The sequence below is a fragment of the Aurantimonas sp. A3-2-R12 genome, from assembly GCF_036016755.1.
Lineage (GTDB): Bacteria > Pseudomonadota > Alphaproteobacteria > Rhizobiales > Rhizobiaceae > Aurantimonas > Aurantimonas coralicida_A.
On sequence record NZ_JAYXIH010000018.1, the window covers coordinates 71,642 to 90,717 of the forward strand.

17 protein-coding genes and 1 pseudogene are annotated in these 19,076 nt (G+C 64.9%); 6 read left to right on the forward strand and 12 right to left on the reverse strand.

What is annotated here, in order from left to right:
• Positions 1-62: 62 nt before the first annotated feature.
• Genes hemW through rph form a run of 3 tightly spaced genes read right to left on the reverse strand, consistent with a single transcriptional unit; the run spans position 63 to position 2,622 of the window.
• Positions 63-1,259: a radical SAM family heme chaperone HemW gene (gene hemW / locus VSX60_RS11365; protein ID WP_327624294.1), complete on the reverse strand. Its 1,197-nt coding sequence runs from the start codon at positions 1,257-1,259 to the stop codon at positions 63-65.
• Positions 1,256-1,900, reverse strand: a complete 645-nt coding sequence (rdgB, locus tag VSX60_RS11370; RefSeq protein WP_327624295.1) for an RdgB/HAM1 family non-canonical purine NTP pyrophosphatase — start codon at positions 1,898-1,900, stop codon at positions 1,256-1,258. The genes hemW and rdgB overlap by 4 nt, the downstream gene beginning before the upstream one ends.
• Positions 1,897-2,622, reverse strand: a complete 726-nt coding sequence (gene rph, locus VSX60_RS11375; RefSeq protein ID WP_327624296.1) for a ribonuclease PH — start codon at positions 2,620-2,622, stop codon at positions 1,897-1,899. The genes rdgB and rph overlap by 4 nt, the downstream gene beginning before the upstream one ends.
• A 179-nt stretch (positions 2,623-2,801) precedes the next feature.
• Between rph and hrcA the strand changes: the two genes are divergently transcribed.
• On the forward strand, positions 2,802-3,914 hold the full coding sequence (hrcA, locus tag VSX60_RS11380; RefSeq protein ID WP_327624297.1) for a heat-inducible transcriptional repressor HrcA: 1,113 nt from the start codon (positions 2,802-2,804) through the stop codon (positions 3,912-3,914).
• 205 nt (positions 3,915-4,119) lie between these two features.
• On the forward strand, positions 4,120-4,761 hold the full coding sequence (gene grpE / locus VSX60_RS11385) for a nucleotide exchange factor GrpE (protein ID WP_327624316.1): 642 nt from the start codon (positions 4,120-4,122) through the stop codon (positions 4,759-4,761).
• 10 nt (positions 4,762-4,771) lie between these two features.
• On the opposite strand, the gene folD is transcribed toward grpE, so the two are convergent.
• Both folD and VSX60_RS11395 read right to left on the reverse strand, forming a co-directional pair.
• The gene (folD, locus tag VSX60_RS11390; protein ID WP_327624298.1) at positions 4,772-5,689 is read right to left on the reverse strand and encodes a bifunctional methylenetetrahydrofolate dehydrogenase/methenyltetrahydrofolate cyclohydrolase FolD; all 918 of its coding nucleotides are present in this window, start codon (positions 5,687-5,689) and stop codon (positions 4,772-4,774) included.
• 90 nt (positions 5,690-5,779) lie between these two features.
• Positions 5,780-6,949 (reverse strand): NAD(P)/FAD-dependent oxidoreductase, encoded by a 1,170-nt coding sequence (locus VSX60_RS11395; protein WP_327624299.1) that lies wholly within the window; start codon positions 6,947-6,949, stop codon positions 5,780-5,782.
• 254 nt (positions 6,950-7,203) lie between these two features.
• Between VSX60_RS11395 and VSX60_RS11400 the strand changes: the two genes are divergently transcribed.
• Positions 7,204-7,707: a hypothetical protein gene (locus VSX60_RS11400; protein WP_327624300.1), complete on the forward strand. Its 504-nt coding sequence runs from the start codon at positions 7,204-7,206 to the stop codon at positions 7,705-7,707.
• 38 nt (positions 7,708-7,745) lie between these two features.
• Positions 7,746-7,937, forward strand: coding sequence for an integrase core domain-containing protein (locus tag VSX60_RS22565; protein WP_442873085.1), 192 nt, complete (start codon positions 7,746-7,748; stop codon positions 7,935-7,937).
• On the opposite strand, the gene VSX60_RS11405 is transcribed toward VSX60_RS22565, so the two are convergent.
• From VSX60_RS11405 to VSX60_RS11435, 7 genes are all read right to left on the reverse strand, one after another.
• Positions 7,894-8,085 carry an NAD(P)/FAD-dependent oxidoreductase gene (locus tag VSX60_RS11405; protein ID WP_442873086.1) on the reverse strand — a complete coding sequence of 64 codons (192 nt, stop codon included), beginning with the start codon at positions 8,083-8,085 and terminating at the stop codon, positions 7,894-7,896. The genes VSX60_RS22565 and VSX60_RS11405 overlap by 44 nt on opposite strands.
• Before the next feature lie 108 nt (positions 8,086-8,193).
• Positions 8,194-8,340 carry a hypothetical protein gene (locus VSX60_RS11410; RefSeq protein ID WP_327624301.1) on the reverse strand — a complete coding sequence of 49 codons (147 nt, stop codon included), beginning with the start codon at positions 8,338-8,340 and terminating at the stop codon, positions 8,194-8,196.
• A gap of 154 nt (positions 8,341-8,494) precedes the next feature.
• A complete protein-coding gene (locus VSX60_RS11415) occupies positions 8,495-9,874 on the reverse strand; it encodes a GmrSD restriction endonuclease domain-containing protein (protein WP_327624302.1) in 1,380 nt (459 codons plus the stop codon).
• Positions 9,875-10,154: 280 nt separating this feature from the next.
• Positions 10,155-10,700 (reverse strand): winged helix DNA-binding protein, encoded by a 546-nt coding sequence (locus VSX60_RS11420; RefSeq protein WP_327624303.1) that lies wholly within the window; start codon positions 10,698-10,700, stop codon positions 10,155-10,157.
• A gap of 2 nt (positions 10,701-10,702) precedes the next feature.
• On the reverse strand, positions 10,703-12,010 hold the full coding sequence (locus tag VSX60_RS11425; RefSeq protein WP_327624305.1) for a TRAP transporter large permease: 1,308 nt from the start codon (positions 12,008-12,010) through the stop codon (positions 10,703-10,705).
• Positions 12,010-12,546 (reverse strand): TRAP transporter small permease, encoded by a 537-nt coding sequence (locus tag VSX60_RS11430; protein ID WP_327624306.1) that lies wholly within the window; start codon positions 12,544-12,546, stop codon positions 12,010-12,012. The genes VSX60_RS11425 and VSX60_RS11430 overlap by 1 nt, the downstream gene beginning before the upstream one ends.
• Positions 12,547-12,625: 79 nt before the next feature.
• Complete coding sequence (locus VSX60_RS11435) at positions 12,626-13,597, reverse strand: TRAP transporter substrate-binding protein (protein WP_327624307.1); 972 nt, start codon at positions 13,595-13,597, stop codon at positions 12,626-12,628.
• Positions 13,598-13,719: 122 nt separating this feature from the next.
• Here VSX60_RS11435 and VSX60_RS11440 point away from each other — a divergent pair, with 122 nt between their 5' ends.
• Positions 13,720-17,379, forward strand: coding sequence for a hydantoinase B/oxoprolinase family protein (locus VSX60_RS11440; RefSeq protein WP_327624308.1), 3,660 nt, complete (start codon positions 13,720-13,722; stop codon positions 17,377-17,379).
• 225 nt (positions 17,380-17,604) lie between these two features.
• Positions 17,605-19,076 (forward strand): annotated as a pseudogene (locus VSX60_RS11445) (methyl-accepting chemotaxis protein); the annotation flags it as partial.

Here is a 19,076-nt window from a genome sequence, read left to right on the forward strand (position 1 = left end):
TTTAGCTGGCGACATCCCTCAAGTCGAGCTTCAGCCAATTCACAAGTCGTCACTCTTGGTTCTCACGCCAGATCGGCGACCACCGCGTCGAGGACGAGCATACCCGCCGGCGTCGCCCGGATGCGGTCGGGTCCGAGCCGCTCGACCATGCCGTGGGCGCGCAGGTCGGCCTCGCTGTTTGCGTCGATGTCGCGGCCGCTCAGCCGGCGCCAACGAGCCAGATCGATACCCTCGGTGAGCCGCAGCCCCATCAAGAGCAACTCGTCCGCCTCCTCGTCCGGTGCCAGCAAATCGTCGACGACGGCGCCGCTGTCCCATGACTCGACCATCTTCAGCCAGGTTTCCGGCAGCGGCTCGTTGGAGATCGCGTGGCGACCGTCCTCGCCCATCAGGCGCCCATGGGCGCCGGGTCCGACGCCAGCGTAAAGGCCGTAGCGCCAATAGGTCAGATTGTGACGGGATTCGGCGCCCGGCACCGCATGGTTCGAGATTTCGTAGGCCGGCAGGCCGCGCGCCGCGGTCAGACGCTGGGTCGCCTCGTAGAGTTCGGCCGACAATTCGCCGTCCGGAACCTTCAGCTTGCCGGATTTGTGCAGCGCGAAAAACGGCGTGCCCTCCTCGATCGTCAATTGGTAGAGCGACAAATGATCGGCGGCGAGATCGAGCGCACGGGTCAGTTCCGCCTCCCAGGCGTCGACGGTCTGGTCGGGTCGGGCATAGATCAGGTCGAAGGACAGACGCGGGAAGATCTCGCGCGCCAGGCCGATGGCGTGCAGTGCCTGCTCCACGTCATGCAGGCGGCCGAGCAGCTTCAGGTCGCGGTCGTTCAGCGCCTGGACGCCGAGCGATACCCGGTTGACGCCGGCCGCCCGGTAGCCGCGGAAACGCTCGGCCTCGACGCTCGACGGGTTGGCCTCCAGGGTGATCTCGGCGCCGTTCGCGATGGTCCAGTTGGCGGCGACGGCGTCGAGGACCCGCGCGACCGTCGCCGGTTCCATCAGCGAGGGGGTGCCGCCGCCGAGGAAGATCGAGGTGACGGTTTGGCCGGCCGAGCGCCGTGCGGCGTCGGTCAGTTCCCGCTCGAAGGCCGCCGCGTAACGGGCCTGGTCGATCGGCCTGTGGCGAACATGGCTGTTGAAGTCGCAATAGGGGCATTTGGCCGCGCAGAACGGCCAATGCACATAGACGCCGAAGCCGGGCTCGCGAGGCGCCGGATCGAAGGCGAGGATGTCGCCGGTTGGGCGGCTCTGCTCCGTCATTCGACTCCGAGCGCGTCGCGCGCGAATTTCTGGAACGCCCGTGCCCGGTGCGAGAGCGCCGTTGGCTGGCCGGGTTTCCAGGCATGTTTTTCCAGCGACATCATCTCGCCGAAGGTACGGTCCTGGCCCTCAGGAAGAAAGATCGGATCGTAGCCGAAGCCGAGCGTGCCGCGCGGTGGCCAGACGATGGTGCCGTCCACTTCGCCGCGGAACAAATGCGTCTTGCCGGACGGTCGCGCCAGACAGAGGACCGCGACGAACCGCGCCCGACGCTTGTCGGGCGTCGTTGCCCCGGCGGCCTGCAGCTTTTCCTCGACATTGCGCATCGCCATGGCGAAATCCCGCTCCGGTCCGCCCCAGCGCGCCGAATAGATGCCGGGATCGCCCCCGAGCGCGTCGACGACGAGGCCCGAATCGTCGGACAGCGATGCAACGCCTGTTGCCCGCATGGCCGCCAACGCCTTGATCTCGGCGTTCGCCTCGAAACTCGTGCCGGTCTCCTCCGGATCGTCGAGGTTCTGATCCTTCGCCGACGTCACGTCGAAGCCCAGGGGCTCCAGCAGTTCGCGGAACTCCCAGATCTTGCCGACATTGTGGCTGGCGACGAGAAGCGGCCCGTCATTCGGGTCGATCAGTTTCACCGGGCGGCCTCGAGCACCGCGCGCTGCATCGCCACGAGGTCGCCGATGCCGTTGCGGGCCAGTCCCAGAAGGGCCATGAACTCGGCCTCCGAGAAGGGGGTGCCCTCGGCCGTGCCCTGGATCTCGACGATGCCGCCGGTGCCGGTCATGACGAAATTGGCGTCGGTCTCGGCGGCCGAATCCTCAAGATAATCGAGGTCGAGCACCGGCGTGCCCTTGTAGATGCCGCAGGAGATCGCCGCGACATGATCCGTCAGCACCTTGTCCCGCTTGACCATCGAGCGGGCCTCCATCCAGCCGAGACAGTCGGCGAGCGCTACGAAGCCGCCGGTGATCGCCGCCGTGCGCGTGCCGCCGTCGGCCTGGATGACGTCGCAATCGACGGTGATCGACCGTTCGCCGAGCGCTTGCAGATCGACGACCGCGCGCAGCGAGCGCCCGATCAGGCGCTGGATCTCCTGGGTGCGGCCGGATTGCTTACCGCTGGCGGCCTCGCGGCGCATGCGTTCGCCGGTGGCGCGCGGCAGCATGCCGTATTCGGCCGTCACCCAGCCCTTGCCGGAGTTCTTCAGCCAGCCGGGCACCCGCTCTTCCAGGCTCGCGGTGCACAGCACATGGGTGTCGCCGAACTTGACGAGACAGGAGCCTTCCGCGTGGCGTGAAAAATCGCGCTCGAGGCTGACGGGCCTCAACTGGTCGCCGGCGCGTTTCGATGGGCGCATGATGCCGTCCTGAATAATAGTCTTTGAAAGAAGGCGAATAACCGCCACGGGTTGTGTCGGGCTTGTATCGGCCATGCGGCGAGGCGGCAAGCCGGGCTCATCGAGAGCGCGGCATTGCGGCTTGGCTCCGCCGGCCGGGACACCTATAGTTAGATCGTGCCCGAAGCGAACACCCAATCATGACCGAATTCCGCTTGCCAGTCAGCGACTTGGTCGCCGCAACCCCACTGGGTCTCGACGAGCGGACGCGTGACATCTTCCGGCTGATCGTCGAGAGCTATCTGGACATCGGCGAGCCGGTCGGCTCGCGGATGTTGTCGAAGCTCTTGAGCAACGCGCTGTCGCCGGCCTCGATCCGCAACGTCATGAGCGATCTGGAGGCGCTCGGCCTCATCTACGCCCCGCATGTCAGCGCCGGCCGGCTGCCGACGGAGCTCGGCCTGCGGTTTTTCGTCGACGCGTTTCTGGAGGTCGGCGATCTCGGCGCCTCCGAGCGTGAGGAGATCGAGGAGAAGGTGCGGCTGTCGGGCGACGGAAGGCCCTTCGATTCGCTGCTGACCGAGGCGAGCAATCTCTTGTCCGGCCTGTCGCGCGGCGCCGGCATCGTGCTGACCGCCAAATCCGATCTGCGGCTCAAGCATATCGAGTTCATCCGGCTGGAGCCGACCAAGGCGCTGGCGGTGCTGGTCGGCGCCAATGGCGAGGTCGAGAACCGCATCCTCGACCTTCCGGCCGGGATCACCGCGTCGCAGCTCGTCGAGGCCGGCAATTTCCTCAACGCCCATGTCGTCGGCCGCACGCTCGGCGAGGCCAGCGAGCGCATCGCCCGGCTGAAGGATGAGACGGCGAACGCCCTCGACGTCCTGTCGCGCGAGCTCGTCGACAAGGGCCTCGCCGTCTGGTCTGGCGCCTCCGCCGACCAGCCGGCGCGGCTGATCGTGCGTGGCCGGGCCAACCTTCTGGAAAATGTCACGGCGGCCGAGGATCTGGACCGCCTGCGCCTCTTGTTCGACGATCTGGAGACCAAGAGCGGCATCATCGAGCTGCTTGGCCTCGCCGAAACCGGCAACGGCGTGCGCATCTTCATCGGCTCGGAGAACAAGCTGTTTTCGCTGTCCGGTTCGTCGCTGGTCGTCGCGCCCTACAGGGGTGGCACGGAAAACGTCATCGGCGCGGTCGGCGTCATCGGCCCGACCCGGCTCAACTACAAGCGCATCGTGCCGATGGTCGACTATACCGCGCGTATCGTCTCCCGACTGCTCGCCAAGGGCTCTGCCGCGCGCGAGGCTTGATTTCTGCGCCCGTCAATTCGATATGCGGCCTCGATAATGATTTTCCGCCGCAATCCGCGCTCGCCCTCCCACGAGCCGAAGAGAAGCGTGTTGCGGCGCGCGACTGAGATGAGGTGAAGGACGGATGGCAAGCGAGAAAGACAGGCGCACTCAGGGTGTCTACCGCAGCGAGGCGGCGGAAGCGGCGGCGGCCGACAGAGCGGCGATGGCGGACGCCGAGCGCGCCGCGGCCAACGCCAACGCCGATGACGAGTTCGCCGCGGATGCCGCGAGCGGCTTTGCCGATGCGGATGCGGCGGCCGACGCCGATGCCGCCCGCATCGCCGATCTCGAGGCCGAGAACGCCGACGTCAAGGACCGCCTGTTGCGGCTGGCCGCCGACATGGAAAATCTGCGCCGGCGCACCGAGCGCGAGATCAAGGACGCGCGCACCTACGCCGTCACCAGCTTCGCCCGCGAGATGCTGTCGGTCGCCGATAATCTGCGCCGCGCCATCGAGGCGGTTCCGGCCGAGGCCAAGGAACACGGCGACGATGGCCTCAACGCCCTGATTGACGGCATCGAGGTGACCGAGCGCGGGCTGCTCGGCACATTGGAAAAGCATGGCGTGAAGAAGCTCGATCCCGAGGGCCAGCGCTTCGATCCGCATTTCCATCAGGCGATGTTCGAGGTGCCCAATCCCGAGGTCCCCAACAACACCGTCGTCCAGGTGGTGCAGGCGGGTTATGCGATCGGCGACCGGGTGCTGCGGCCGGCGATGGTCGGCGTCGCCAAGGGCGGGCCGAAGCAGGGCCAGCCGAAGCCGGACGAGACGACCGAGGCCGGCACCACCGGCAACGCGGCGTAATCAGCCGGCTTCAAAATACCGGCGGCGTTTTGCCGGCCGCGCGGTAGGCCGCCGTCAGCGTGTTGGCCATCAGCATGGCGATTGTCATCGGCCCGACGCCGCCCGGCACCGGCGTGACCGCTGCGGCCGTTTCGGCGGCAGAGGCAAAGGCGACGTCGCCGACGAGGCGCGTCTTCGGCTTGCCGTCGTCACCGAGGCCCTTTTCCGGCGCGGCGATCCGGTTGATGCCGACGTCGATGACGACGGCGCCCGCCTTCACATAATCGCCGGTGATCATCTCGGGCCGCCCGACGGCCGCGACCAGAATGTCCGCGCCCCGGCAGACGGCGGCTAGATCGGCCGTGCGCGAATGAGCGATGGTCACCGTCGCATTGGCGGCGAGCAGCAGCTGCGCCATCGGCTTGCCGACGATGTTGGAGCGGCCGACGACGACGGCCGTCTTGCCCGACAGGTCGTCGCCGAGGACGTCGCGGATCAGGATCATCGAGCCGGCCGGCGTGCAGGGCACGAAGGCCGTGTCGAGGGCGCCGGTCGAGAGGCGGCCGACATTGACGAGGCCGAAGCCGTCGACATCCTTGTCCGGCGCGATCGCCTGGATCACCTTGGCCTCGTCGATCTGATCGGGGAGCGGCAATTGCACCAGAATGCCGTGGATGGTCGGGTCGGCATTGAGCTCGCGGATCTTGCCGAGCAGCGCGGTTTCGCCGGTCTCGGCGCCCAGCACATGCTTGACCGACTTGAAGCCGCATTCGTTGGCGGTCCGCGCCTTGGAGCCGACATAGACCTGGCTGGCCGGGTCCTCGCCGACGATGACGACGGCCAGCCCCGGCTCCATGCCGGTCTCGGTGGTGAGCGCGCCGGCTCCACGCTTCACCTCCTCGATGATCCGCGCCGCGCGCGCCTTGCCGTCGATCCGCTGTGCCGTCATGTCCGCCGTTCCCATGAGTGCCGTTGTCGGGAGGTTCTTAGGCCAGTTGGAGGGTGTGGGGAAAGGGGCGGCGGAAAGCGGCGATCGCCATCAACCCATGCGCGCGGCGATCGCCCGGCCGGCGGCGACGCCCGAGGACCAGGCCCACTGGAAATTGTAGCCGCCGAGCCAGCCGGTCACGTCGACGGCTTCGCCGATGGCGTAGAGGCCCGGAACACGGCGCGCCTCCATGGTTTTCGAGGAGAGTTCCGCCGTGTCGATGCCGCCCGCCGTCACTTCCGCCTTGGCAAAACCTTCGGTTCCCGTCGGGCGGAAGGTCAGCCGGGTCAAGGTTTCGGCCGCGTGATCGAGCTCGGCATCCGCGATGTTGCCGAGCTCCCTGGCGATGTCGATGCGGGCGGCGAGGGCCTCGGCCAGCCGGTTCGGAAGCCGCTCGGCCAGAGCCGCTTTCATATGCGCGCGCGGCATCCGCCGTTTCGCGCCGCGCAGCATCTCGGCGGCGTCCGCGATGAGGGTGAGCGCGATGCTCTCTCCCGGTTTCCAGTAGGAGGATATCTGCAGGATCGCCGGCCCCGAAAGCCCTTTGTGGGTGAACAGCGCGGCCTCCTCGAAGGACCTGTCGCCAACGCGCGCCACGGCCGGGCAGGACACCCCCGAAATCTCGCGAAACAGCATCTCGTCCGGGCCGAGGGTCAACGGCACGAGCGCCGGACGCGGCGTGACGACAGTAAGGCCGAAGCGCCTGGCGATCTCATAGGCCTTGCCCGTCGCGCCCATTTTCGGGATCGAGGGGCCACCCGTCGCGACGACCAGTTGCGGCGCCGTCGCATTGGCCACCCGGAAGCGCCCGTCGGCGTGGCCGATCTCGCCGATATCCGTGGACAGCCGGATCTCGACGCCGCCGCGCTGGCATTCGCCGAGTAGCATGTCCACGATCTGCCGCGCGGACCCGTCGCAGAACAGCTGTCCGAGGGTCTTTTCGTGCCAGGCGATGCCGTGCTGCTCGACCAGCGCGAGGAAATCCCACTGGGTATAGCGGCTGAGCGCGGATTTGGCGAAATGCGGGTTCTCGGAGAGGAAGCACGCGGGCTCCGTCTCCCGGTTGGTGAAATTGCACCGTCCCCCGCCCGAGATCAGGATCTTCTTGCCCGGCTTGTCCGCATGATCGATGACGCAAATCCGCGCGCCGGCCTGCCCCGCCGTCGCCGCGGCCAGGAGACCCGCGCCGCCCGCGCCGAGGATGATCGCATCGTAGTCCATGTCGGCCTTTTACTGTGGCGCGATGACGGCGTGAAGCGCGCGAGCGCCTGGTTGTCGGGCTCCATCTATGGCGTCGCAGGCTCTGTCGCGTTTGGGGAGGGAAGGGCCGAGGTAGAAAGACAGGGAAACGGCGGGGCGGTTCGGTGACGCACTTGAATTCGACGTTTCGCAGAAATATGGTATCGTTTAAATATTTTATACTCAACGCGGCGCCGATTAATTCGGCCGCGAGGAAAGCTAGGTGAGGAAAAAGCATGGGTATGAATGGTATAATAAAGGTATGTTTTGTTGGGGCTTTTCTGACTTATTCATCTGGAGGCGCTTGGGCAGCAAACCTTAACGCCGACTGCGATGGCAGCGGCGTATTCGACGAACTCCAACTTGAAACCATCCGTGGGGCCGTCAGCCCAGCGGGCCTAAATCCTAGATCACAACTTTCTCTGACGCTCTACGATGTTTTCGTGGGCGAGCCCGTGAGTCGTCCGGCATTCGTCGCAATTCTGGTGGAATCCCATGATGGACGGGACTGTTATCTCTTAGAAGATGTTGCATCATCCTCTGGCGGTCTGGGTGAAGGCTTCGGCGACGCTATGGTAGAGCAGGCGTTTGCCTTCCGGAACGAGCAGGAAAACCACACGCAACTATTCATTCCAGTTCGCGACTACACCTTTGCAAGCGGCGACGAAACCTACGATCCCCGCTTTGTTGAAATCATCGTCACAGGTGAAGATGATCTGTCACTTTCAGTAGCTAAATAATATACGCTGAGGCAGCTGGGCGCTGTCTGCAGCGGTCATTGAAGTACGGGCGCGTCTATCTCCATGCCTGGTCCGGCGGGCTTGAGGCGCGCGCTGGCATCGGGCAGTGGATCACGCTCTACCGCCAGCGCCGTCCTCACTCTGCCTTCGGCGGACGAACGCCGCACGCTGCATTCCATCCAACCATCAACCAGCAGCGAACGGACCAGCAGATCCCGGCGGTAGTCTAAAGCGGCGCCCGCCGCCCGAGATCAGGATCTTCTTGCCCGGCCTGTCCGCATGATCGATGACGCAGATCCGCGCGCCGGCCTTGCCCGCCGTCGCCGCGGCCAGGAGACCCGCGCCGCCCGCGCCGAGAATGATCGCGTCGTAGTCCATGCCGGCCTTCTACCGTGGAGTGACAACGGCGTGAAGCGCGCGATAGCCCGGACCCGATTTATGGCGTCGCATGCTCTGTCGCATGCGTGCGCGGCGAGCTTGGCGGCCTCACGGCCACGCAGCCCTGGCCAACGATGGCGACGGCCAGCCCCCGGGCTCCATGCCGGCCCATATGGTGAGCGCGCCGGCCGCGCGCTTCAACTCGTCGATGATCCACGCCGCCCGCGCCTTGCCGTCGATCTTTTCCGCCGTCATGCCCGCCGTTCCCATGAGTGCTGGTGGCGGATGGGTTCTTAGGGCAGAGGAAGGGGGCGGTGCGTGGAAGAGGCACACGATGGCGTAACGCAATAGATTATGACGCAAGCACGTTGCGAGGGCGCGAAGTGAGGGTGTGGAGACTGGAAAAATTTTATCCAGCTGCGCCCACCTTTGCAGCGGCGAACTTCGACGCGAAGGCTTTAGTCTTTGCTTCGCCCTTGGGATGGCACGCCTTATGAACGAGTGCGGCATTCTCGAGCGTGGTTTGGCCGCCTTGCGAATGTTCGACGACATGATGAATCTCGCAATCGTTCCAGGCAACGCTGCCGCCACATTCGGCGCATGATTTGCCCTGATCGAAAAAGAGAATGGTCCGCTCGATCTCGCCAAAAAGGCGTTGCGGGTCCTTGAGCGTAAGCGGCTGCAGAAATTCATGCATCTTGCGCATATAGAAGCGGTGGCGACGAGCGATATTGTCGCCACGATCCGAATTTACTCGGGTCCACTGCCCATATTGCGTCCAAAATTCGTCCGGCTCTGTGCCATCAATGTCGCTTTTGGCGTTGGCAAGCCCGGCAAGGAAAGAATCCAGCGCATTGGGAAAACGATCCTGCCAGGACGGGGCATAGTCATCCATGAGGCTGTCAACGAGGAGCAAGGCATGGATGGCATCGTGTCCACGGAGCTTCGGATGCTGTCCCGGAATGAGCAATGTTTCGATCGTTGTCAGCGCCGAAAGCAAGCGTTGCGGATCGGCTGCTTCTGCGTCGAAGTCGAGATTGCTGTAGTAAAATTCATTGATTGAGCCGGCGTTGATATCGCACAGCTTATCGGCACCCTCGGCGCGCCGCGTCAGGAACAGCATGGCGAGCTGGGCTGCAAGCTGGCGGGTCTTTCCGCGATCGGCGCTCGGTTTCATTTCCAGCGTCCGAGTAAAAAACCCGTGGCCAGGATAGCGAGCGAGTTCCGGTTTGCCGCCGAGTTTCAGAGCGAATTCGGTGAACTGACCTGGCCATGCGTCGCGAGTCTCCTGTGCATTCAAAGGGAGCCCGCTCTGTAGACGGACAAAGAGATCGCGCACCTCGTTGACTTGATCAGTTTCAATCATCGCGACACTGAGAGGCGTGTCGAGGAATCGTTTACGCGTCTCGGGATCGAGCTGATCGCTGTTCTTGCCCGCCCAAGGACAGGGCTGAGCTTTGATAAATGCCGGAAACCGGGCCTTCACATCGTCCGTGACCGGATCGAACAAGGTGAACGCGCCTTCAGCGAACTCATAAAGCGCGTTGATGCGCTGCTGGCCATCGATGATCTCGAGGTCCTCCCGCGCCATGCCGGCGACCTCTGTTTTGATGTGATGGAGGTAGATCACAGGCAGTGGATAGCCGCGCATTACCGAATCAACCAGCTTGCGCTGCTGGGTCCGGCTCCAGACCGCGCCCCGCTGATACTCGGGATTAGCGGACAGCATGTTTGCTTGCTTGAGCTGAATTAGCTCGCGGATCGTCTTGATTTCCTGCTGCGCTTTCATGCCTGCCCCGACGCCCTCTTCCGCTGATATTGATGCTAGCAAGGTTGCCGTTGTCCGAACAGACCGTATCCATGCGGCCGGGCATCGACTGGGAGAAGCCGCGCTGCCCTCTTGTCGTAGTCGAGTTCCTTATTCCTCCAGCGGTACTCGCCCCCAGCATTAATAAGACAACCAGTACACGACCTGAAAGGGTCAGATGCCAAATGGTTGCTTTCTCGCCTTTGTCTACCAGAAGCGGATGGGCGGCTGCCGGCCCCAATCTGGCCATTCGCCCACCTCCTCACAAGCTCGCGGCTGTCCTGGCCGCCTGGTCGTAATGCCCCGACAGCACCCGCATCAGCCGGGCGACGCTCGACATCGCCTCGGGCGAGATGCCCAGATCCTGGGCGCCGGCGACGAGAAGGCGTTCGCGCAGATCCTTGTAGCGGCGGCAGGCGGCTTCACCCCGTGCCGTCACCGAGATCAGCCGTTCCTTGCCGGATTTTTCGCGCGAGACGAGGCCGCGCGCCTCGAGCTTCTTGATCGCGTAGGTGGCCAGATGCGTGTCCTCGATGCCGAGGACGAGGCAGATGTCGGCGAGGCGCTTGGCCCTGCCGCGATGGGTGACCGAGTGCAAGACATTGACCTCGGTCGCCGTCAGGCCCGGTTCGCCCGCCGCCGTCATGCAGCGGATCATCCAGCGATCGAAGGCGTGGCCGACAAGGTTCAGGCCGAACTCGACCTCCGACAGCGCCGGCAGCGCGCCGTCGGCGAGATGCGCTGCCGAGACGATCGGGCCGAGCCCGTCGTCGGCGGTCGCGGGTGCTTTCGGATCGTCCGTCGCCATTCTCAGCCTCCCGAGAACATCGTGCGCGGCAGAAATAGTGCGAGGTCGGGAAACAGCGCCAGGAGCACGACCATCAACGCCAGCAGGCCGAAGAACGGCGCCGTCGCCGCGGCGATCTTGAAGATGTTCTGCCCCGTCAGGCCCTGGATGACGAAGAGGTTGAAGCCGACCGGCGGGGTGATCTGCGCCATTTCCACGACGATGACGAGATAGATGCCGAACCAGACGAGATCGAAGCCGGCCTGGGTGACCAGCGGCATGATCACCGAGGTGGTCAGGACGACCATCGAAATGCCGTCGAGGAAACAGCCGAGCACCATGAAGAACAGCGTCAGCGCGGCCAGCAGCGCGAAGGGCGACAGCTCCAGCGAGCCGATCCAGGTCGCGAGTTCGCGCGGCAGGCCGGTAAAGCCCATGGCCGTCGTCACCACGGCGGCGCCGGCGAGGATGAAGGCGATCATCGCCGAGACCCGCGTCGCGGCCATCAGCCCGTCGCGGAAACTCGGCCAGGTCAGCGCGCCCTGCGCCGCCGTGATGACCAGCGCCAGGACGACGCCGATGACGGCGGCCTCGGTCGGCGAGGCGATGCCGCCATAGATCGAGCCGATGACCCCGGCGATGAGCAGGATGGTCGGCAGGATGCGGCGAAACGAGCGAAAGGCGCTTTCGGTGACGATGACGTCGGCGTCCGGGGGCATCAGCGAGGGTTTCAGCGTCGCGGCCAGCGCGACATAACCCATGAACATCAGGCCGAGGACGATGCCCGGCACGATGCCGGCGATGAACAGCCGGGCGATCGATTCCTCCACCGCCGCGCCATAGACGATGAGGATGATCGAGGGCGGGATCAAAAGCCCCAGCGTGCCGGCGCCGGCCAGCGAGCCGACGGCGATCTTTTCGTCATAGCCGCGCTGCTTCAGTTCGGGCAGCGATATCTTGCCGATGGTCTGGGTGGTCGCGGCGGACGAGCCGGAGACGGCGGCGAAGATCGCGCAGCCGACGACGTTCACGTGAATCAGGCGGCCGGGCAGCCGGCGCATCAACGGCGCCAGGCCGGCGAACATGTCCTCCGACAGCTTCGAGCGGAACAATATCTCGCCCATCCAGATGAACATCGGCAGGGCGGTCAGGTCCCAGGAGATCGAGGCCGACCAGATCGAGGTCGCGAGAATCTGCGCGTCGGGCAGCACCGGCCGGGTCATCAGCGCGGCCAGCGCGGTGAGCACCAGCGCCAGCGCCACCCAAAGCCCCGAGGCGAGGGCCCCGAAGAGAACGACAAGTAAGAGGATGGAGACTTCGAAGAGATCCATCAGACCCCGCCTCCGCTGCCGGCGATCCGGTCTTGCCCGGCGAAGGCGAGCATCGCCTCGTCGATGAGCGCGATGGTGAAGACGGCGAGGCCGAGGGTGAGTACGGACTGCGGCAGCGCCGACGGAATCGCGATCATGCCGTAGGACACATCGTTGAACTCGAGGCTTTTCAGGGCAAGCGCGCCGGTCGCATAGGTGCCGAAGCCGGCGATGCCGGCGCCGAGAAGCGCGACCAGCCCGTCGACGATCTGGCGCGGGCGGTCCGGCAGCCGCGCGGTGACGAGGTCGACGCGGATATGGACGTTCTTCGCCAGCGTGTCGGCCAGCGCAAGGAATGTCGCGCCGGCCAGAAGGAACCCAGCGATCTCGGTCAAAGACGGCACAATGAAGCGGGTCGGGGTGAGGCCGGTGAAAACGAGAGCATAGTCGAGGAGGCGAGCGCCGATCTGCAGCGCGACGAGCACCGCGATCGCGACGAGGCACAGCGCGGCGAGGGCGCCGGCGACGGAATAGAGCGTATCGAGGGTCCGGCGCATCGACGATCCTCGGAAGGGATTTGGCAAGGCAAGAATCGGGCGGCGGTCGAAAATCGCCGCCCGTGGTGATGGTGCTGATTTACTGCCCGTAGGCCTTCAGCAACTCTTCGCCCTCGGCGCCGGCACTCGCTTTCCAGGCCTCGGTCATCGTCTTGCCGATCTCCTTGAAGCCGCTGTTCAACTCCTCGGATGGCTCGACCACGTTGATACCGTTGTCCTTCAGCGTCTGGGTGGCATTTTTGGTTTCTTCCTCGGATGCCTCCCAGCCGCGCGTGTCGGCGGCGGCGGCGGCTTCGGTGATCGCGGTCTGTACCTCGGCCGGAAGCGCGTCAAAGGCCGCCTGGTTGACGATCACCATGTTGCGCGGCACCCAGGCGTTGAGGGTGTAATAGTTCGACAGGAAGTCCCAGGCCTTGGAATCGACGCCGGTGGAGGGCGAGGTCATCATCGCCTCGACCCGGCCGGTGGAAAAGGCGGTGGGAATGTCCGAGACCTCGATCTGGGTCGGCACCATGCCGGCGCCCTTGGCGATCTCCTCGGTCGACTTGTTGTAGGCGCGGAACGTCTTGCCGCTGAGATCGGCGACGGAGTTCACTTCATCCTTGGTGTAGAGGCCCTGCGGCGGCCAGGGCACCGAGAACAAGAGCTTCAGGCCTTCCTTGGCGAGCGCCTTCTCCATCATCGGCTTCTGCGCGTCGTAGAGGCGCTTGGCGTCCTCGTAGCTCGTCGCCAGGAACGGCACGGCATCGGCGCCGTAGATCGCGTTCTCGTTTTCCAGCCGCGAAACCAGAACCTCGCCGATCGGCACGATGCCGTCGCGGACGGAGTTCTTGATGTCCGGGTGCTTGATCAGCGACTGGTTCGGATGCAGCGTGATCGCGATCGCGTCGCCGGCCTTTTCGTTCACGTCCGCAATGAACGCGGCGACGTTCTGCTCGTGGAAGTTCCCCTCGGCATAGGGAGTCGGCATGTCCCAGGCCGTCTGGGCCAATGCGGAAGCGGGCAGGGCCAGCGTGGCGGCAAAGAAAACGGCGTTCGGCAGGTATTTCATCAGGGTCTCCTCATCCCAGTTGTCCGATCGAAGAGTTCCACGAAAATTGCGTTGCGTCAAACACACTGATAATATGTCGATAAATTATCGATATGGATCAAATTTTAAGCGGAGTGCCGAAAATGCAGGCAGCACCAGACGGCCAGAACGGCAAGTGGGACTTCTGGATCGACCGCGGCGGCACCTTCACGGACGTCATCGGCCGCGATCCGCAGGGCCGGTTGCACCCGAAGAAGCTCCTCTCCGACAATCCCGGGGTCTATGACGACGCCGCGCTGGAAGGCATCCGCAATTTGCTCGGGCTCGACGCGGGTGAAGCCATCTCCTCGAACCAGGTCGGCACGGTGCGCATGGGCACGACCGTCGCGACCAACGCGCTGCTGGAGCGCAAGGGCGACCGCACGCTGCTGTTGATCACCGAGGGTTTTCGCGACGCGCTCAGGATCGCCTATCAGGCGCGGCCGGACATCTTCGCCAAGGAGATCATCCTGCCCGAGCAGATCTACGAGCGGGTTGCGGAAGCGCCGGAGCGGGTGCTCGCCGACGGCACGGTCGAGCGCGAGCTGGACGAGGCGGCGGTGCGCGCCGCGCTCGACAGCGCGCGGGCCGACGGCATCGAGGCCGTCGCCATCGTCTTCATGCATTCCTGGCACTATCCCGACCATGAGCGGCGCGCCAAACAACTGGCGGAGGCGGCGGGTTTCTCGCAGATCTCGGTCAGTCACGAGGTCTCGCCGCTGGTCAAGATCGTCGGCCGCGGCGACACCACGGTGGTCGACGCCTATCTGACGCCGATCCTGTCGCGCTACGTCTCGCGGGTGGCCAAGGCGCTCGGCGCCGATGCGGACGACGCGAGCGCGCCGTCGCTGCAATTCATGATGTCGTCGGGCGGGCTCACCGCCGCCGATCTCTTCCAGGGCAAGGACGCGATCCTTTCGGGTCCAGCCGGCGGCGTCGTCGGTATGACCGAAACCGCCAAACTTTCGGGCCATAAAGCCGTGATCGGCTTCGACATGGGCGGCACCTCGACCGACGTCACCCACTATTCCGGGGCCTACGAGCGGGCGCTGGATTCGGAGGTCGCCGGGGTGCGCATCCGGGCGCCGATGATGCGCATCCACACGGTGGCGGCCGGCGGCGGCTCGATCCTTCATCTCGACCAGGGCCGCTTCCAGGTCGGACCGGATTCGGCCGGCGCCAATCCCGGCCCCGCCGCCTATGGCAAGGGCGGGCCGCTTACCGTCACCGACGCCAATGTCATGGTCGGCAAACTCAAGCCCGAGTTGTTTCCGGCCGTGTTCGGCCCCGGCCAGGACCAGCCGCTCGACGCCGCGGTCGTCCAAGAGAAGTTCGAAGCGCTCGCCGCCGGGATTGGTGACGGGCGCGATCCCCGGCAGGTGGCCGAGGGCTTCCTGACCATCGCGGTCGAGAACATGGCCAACGCCGTCAAGAAGATTTCGGTCCAGCGCGGCTACGACGTCTCGCGCTATCTGCTCAACTCCTTCGGCGGCGCCGGCGGCCAGCATGCCTGTCTCGTGGCCGACGCGCTGGCGATGGAAAAGGTGCTCATCCATCCGATGTCCGGCCTTCTGTCGGCCTATGGTATCGGCCTCTCGTCACTATTCTCGTCCAGGAGCCGGGCGCTGGTGGCGCCGCTAGAAGCCGCCGCAAAGGCCGAGATCGACGGGCTGGCGGAAGAACTGTCGGCGCAGGTCGCAGCAGAACTCGGCGCCCAGGGCGTCGCGCAAGACGCCATCGACCGCACGATCCTTCTCCAGCTTCGCTATGACGGCACCGACACGACACTGCCCGTTCCCTATGACGGCGATCTCGCCGCTGCCAGGACCGGTTTCGAGGCGGCGCACAAGGCACAGTTCGGCTTCGTCTACGACGAGCGGCCGATCGTCGTGGAGAATGTCTCCGTCGAGGGCGCGGAGCATCGCGACGACACGGCCGACGGGGCTGTCGGAACGGCCGATCGCTACGACGCCGAACCCGGCGAAACCGGCCGCTTTTTCACCGGCGGCACTGAACGCGAGGCCGGTCTCTATCGCCGCGAGAATCTGAAGCCGGGCGCGCGGATCAAGGGGCCGGCGCTGATCGTCGAGCCGAACCAGACCATCGTCGTCGAACCCGGCTGGTCGGCCGAGATCACCGCGCGGAACGACGTGATGCTGACGCGGACCGAGAAGAAACCGCGCCATGCGGCGCTCGGCACAGGCGAAACGGGCGAGGGTGCCGATCCGGTGCTGCTGGAGGTCTTCAATAATCTCTTCATGTCGATCGCTGAACAGATGGGGGTGACGCTGCAGAACACCGCTTCATCGGTCAACATCAAGGAGCGGCTCGACTTTTCCTGCGCGGTGTTCGACGCCACCGGGGCGTTGGTCGCCAACGCGCCACACATGCCCGTGCATCTCGGCTCGATGGACCGCTCGGTCGGCACGATCATCGCCCAGAACGAGGGCGAAATCCGCCCCGGCGACGTCTTCGCCCTCAACGCGCCCTACAATGGCGGCACGCATCTGCCGGACATCACGGTGGTCACGCCGGTGTTCGATGATCTCGGCCATGACCTTTTGTTTTACGTCGCCTCGCGGGGCCATCACGCCGATGTCGGGGGTATCGCGCCGGGCTCGATGACGCCGCGGGCGACCAAGGTCGACGAGGAAGGCGTCCTCATCGACAATCTGAAGCTCGTCGATGGCGGGGTCTTCCAGGAGGACGAACTGCGGCGGGTGCTGACCGACCATTCCTATCCAGCCCGCAACCCCGATCACAACGTCGCCGATTTGAAGGCGCAGATTGCCGCCAACGAGAAGGGGGTCGCGGAGTTGCGCAAGATGGTCGAGACCTTCGGCCTCGATACGGCCCGGGCCTATATGGGTTTCGTCCAGGACAACGCGGCGGAAGCCGTGCGCCAGATGATCGACGGGCTCGACGACTGTTCTTACGAATATCCCACCGATTCCGGCCAGGTGATCAAGGTAAAGATCAGCGTCGACAAGGCCGCGCGCGAGGCGACCGTCGATTTCACCGGCACGTCCGACATGATGGCCAACAATTTCAACGCGCCGGAGCCGGTAACCCGCGCGGCGGTGCTTTATGTCTTCCGGGTGATGGTGGAAAAACCGATCCCGATGAACGCCGGTTGCCTGCGGCCGGTGAGGATCGTGGTGCCGGACGGCTCGATGCTCAAGCCGCGCTATCCGGCCGCTGTCGTCGCCGGCAATGTCGAGACCTCGCAGCACGTCACCAACGCCCTGTTCGGCGCGTTCGGCGCGCTGTCGAACTCGGAAGGCACGATGAACAATCTGACCTTCGGCGACGACCGCTACCAATATTACGAGACGATCTGCTCGGGCTCGCCGGCCGGCCGCATGAATGACGGGCGGAGTTTTGCCGGCACCGCCGGCGTCCATGTTCACATGACCAATTCCCGCCTGACCGACCCGGAAATTCTCGAAATGCGCTATCCGGTGGTGCTGGAGGATTTTCACATCCGCGCGGGCTCGGGCGGCGCCGGCGCGAAGCGCGGCGGCGATGGCACACGGCGCACCATCCGCTTCCTTCAAACGATGGACTGCGCCATTCTCTCCTCGCACCGCACTCAGCCGCCGAAGGGCATCTCTGGCGGCGCCGACGGCGAGATGGGTCGCACCGAGGTGCGGCGGAACGACGGCCGTATCGAGACGCTACAAGGCTGCGACCAGACCATACTCGAGGCCGGCGAGGCGGTGATCGTCACAACCCCGACGCCGGGCGGATACGGTGCTGTCTGACCGGCGCGCGGGGGGCTCGCCGAAATCCGTTGCCCAGCTTACCAAATAATGGTCACGCGGAAGTGAAGTATTAAGTTTTTACCTTTTATGGTGCGGAGATAAGCAAGGGATAAGGGTTTGATATCAATCAATTAGCGAGTGATTCGCCTTGAGTTTGAGAGCCGATTCCTGAACTGCCACCCTCCGCATATGTCAGAATGCGCCTGCCCCCCGAGGATCGAATTTATGCTCCGTAGGCTCTCTTTACCTGCCAAAGTCTCCATCATGGTCGTGGCCTGCCTTGCCGTGCTGACGGTCCTGTTCGGCGTCGCCAACGTCATTGTCCTGCGCGAGGACGGCGCGAGACGAGCGGCGGAACGCCAGGAGAGCAATATGCGGGTGGCATGGGAGGTTCTCGGTGCCTATGGCGACTCCTTCCGGCTGGAAGGCGACAGTTTTTACGTCGGCCAACAGCAACTCAACGATTTCTCCGAATCGGTCGACAAGATCAAGGCGCTGGTTGGCGGCACGGCGACCGTCTTCATGGGCGACAAGCGGGTGACCACCAACGTCAAGAAGCCGGACGGCAGCCGCGCTGTCGGAACGGTGCTGGCGCGCGGTCCGGTCTATGATGCCCTCTTTGCCGATGGCCGGCCTTATCGTGGCCGGGCCGACATCCTCGGAACGCCGTTCTTTACGGCCTACGATCCGATCAAGGATGCTTCCGGCAAGACCATCGGGATTCTCTATGTCGGCATTCGCGAGGCGGAATTCTTCTCGTCCATCGATTCGCTGCAATACAAGCTGGCGGCGATTTCGCTGGGCGCGGCGATCATCATCGGATTGTTCGTGCTGTGGATGTCGGGACGCTTGTTCGCGCCGCTGAAAGGCCTGACCAAAACAATCGCCGCAGTTGCCGATGGCCGTACCGATGTGACTGTTGTCGGGCTCGATCGCGAGGACGAGATCGGCCAAATGGCGACCTCGGTGGAACATCTGCGCCACGCCGTGATCGAGCGGGAGCGTCTGGAGAGCGAGGCTGCGGCCGCGCGGATCGACCAGGAGCAGGCGAAGAACCGCCAGGCAGCGCTGGACAACGCCAAGGCCGAGGATCTGCGCGCCTTCGTCGGTGTGGTCGAGGTCGGTTTCGAGCGGCTGTCGGCGGGCGACCTGACGGTGCGCATGGCCGAGCCGGTGGCGGCGGAGTTCGAGCCGATCCGGGCAAAGTTCAACGACAGCGTCGGCAAGCTGGAGGNCGGTGCGCATGGCCGAGCCGGTGGCGGCGGAGTTCGAGCCGATCCGGGCAAAGTTCAACGACAGCGTCGGCAAGCTGGAGGATGCGATCGGCAATGTGGTGACCTCGATCGGTTCGATCCGGTCTGGCCTGCAGGAGATCAACACGGCGTCGAACGATCTGGCACAGCGCACCGAGCAGCAGGCGGCCAACCTGGAAGAGACGGTTGCGGCGCTCGGCGAGGTGACGACGGCGGTGAACGAGACGGCCGAAGGCGCCGGCAAGGCGCAGACGGCGGCGAGTTCCGCCCGTGGCAAGGCCGAAAAGGGCGGCGAGATCGTTGGCCAGGCGGTTGCGGCGATGAGCCAGATCGAAAAATCCTCCGAGCAGATCAACCAGATCATCTCGGTGATCGACGAGATCGCCTTCCAGACCAATTTGCTGGCCTTGAATGCGGGCGTCGAGGCGGCGCGGGCCGGCGAGG